The organism is Mesorhizobium sp. M6A.T.Ce.TU.016.01.1.1, assembly GCF_003997065.1.
Lineage (GTDB): Bacteria > Pseudomonadota > Alphaproteobacteria > Rhizobiales > Rhizobiaceae > Mesorhizobium > Mesorhizobium mediterraneum.
Genome location: NZ_RZTJ01000087.1, coordinates 1 through 1,165 on the forward strand (window position 1 = coordinate 1; position 1,165 = coordinate 1,165).

Below are 1,165 nucleotides of genomic sequence, written 5' to 3' on the forward strand. Positions count from 1 at the left end.
GCTCACCGCCGCTGCGTTCATCGCCACCCTTGCCGCGACCGCGGCCGAAGCGAAATGCGGCGACGTCACCATTACCGAGATGAACTGGGCTTCGGGCTCGATCGTCACGGCCGTCTCCAAATTCCTGATGGAACAGGGATACGGCTGCAAGGTAACGGTCGTCCCCTCGGCTACGGCTACTGCAATCACCTCGGTTGCAGAGACCGGCCGTCCCGACATCGTCACCGAACTCTGGCTCAACGGTGCGCCGGCCTATCCAGGCTTGGTGGCTGCCGGTAAAGTTAAGACATTGGGCAATGTCCTGTCCGATGGCGGCATCGATGCGTGGTGGGTCCCGCAGTACCTGGTGGACGAACATCCGGAACTTGCAAAGATCGATGGCATCCTGGCGCATCCCGACTGGGTCGGCGGCAAATTCCACAACTGCCCGGAAGGCTGGGGCTGCAAGATCACGAACGACCATCTGGCCGAAGCCTTCGACCTGAAAGGCCACGGGATTGAAGTCTTCAACCACGGTTCCGGCGAGACCTTGGCGGCGGCCATTGCGGCAGCCAACGAAAACAAGCAGCCCTGGTTCGGGTACTATTGGGGGCCGACGTCGGTCCTGGGCAAGTACAAGATGGTCAAGGTCGACATCGGCCCATACGGGGCTGACGTCCACGCCTGCAACGCCGTCGAGATTTGCAAGAACCCAGGTAAGTCGGCTTATCCGCCTGCAGAGGTCGTAACGGCAGCCACGACGGATTTCGAGAAGCGTGAGCCGGAAATTGCCGACCTGATGTCAAAGGTGAGCTTCACCAACGCGCAGATGAGCGAGACACTGGCCTGGCAGGATAGCAAGAAAGCTTCAGCCGATGAATCGGCGGTCCACTTCCTGACCACCTACAAGACGGTTTGGGCGGACTGGCTCAGCCCTGAGGCAAAAGAGAGGCTCTCAGCAGTCCTCAAGTAGGCTATCTCGACGCGGAGCTTCGCCCGCACCTTTTATCCAGACATTAAGGGCCTCCAGATGAAGCTTCGTTTCCTATTGTTTGTCGCAACTTCAATGGCCATGTTCGGCGGCGGCGCGGCTGCTGCCGACTGTGGCAAGATCACGATCTCTGAGATGAACTGGGCTTCGGCCGCCATCGTAACTTCGGTTTCGAAGTTCCTTATGGAGAAAGGC

Annotated in this window: 1 protein-coding gene; it reads left to right on the forward strand. The window is 59.3% G+C overall.

Annotated elements, in window-relative coordinates:
* Positions 1-952, forward strand: a 952-nt coding sequence (locus EOC94_RS33330) for an ABC transporter substrate-binding protein (RefSeq protein WP_210212109.1), incomplete at its 5' end; no start/stop codon positions are given.
* Positions 953-1,165: the final 213 nt, after the last annotated feature.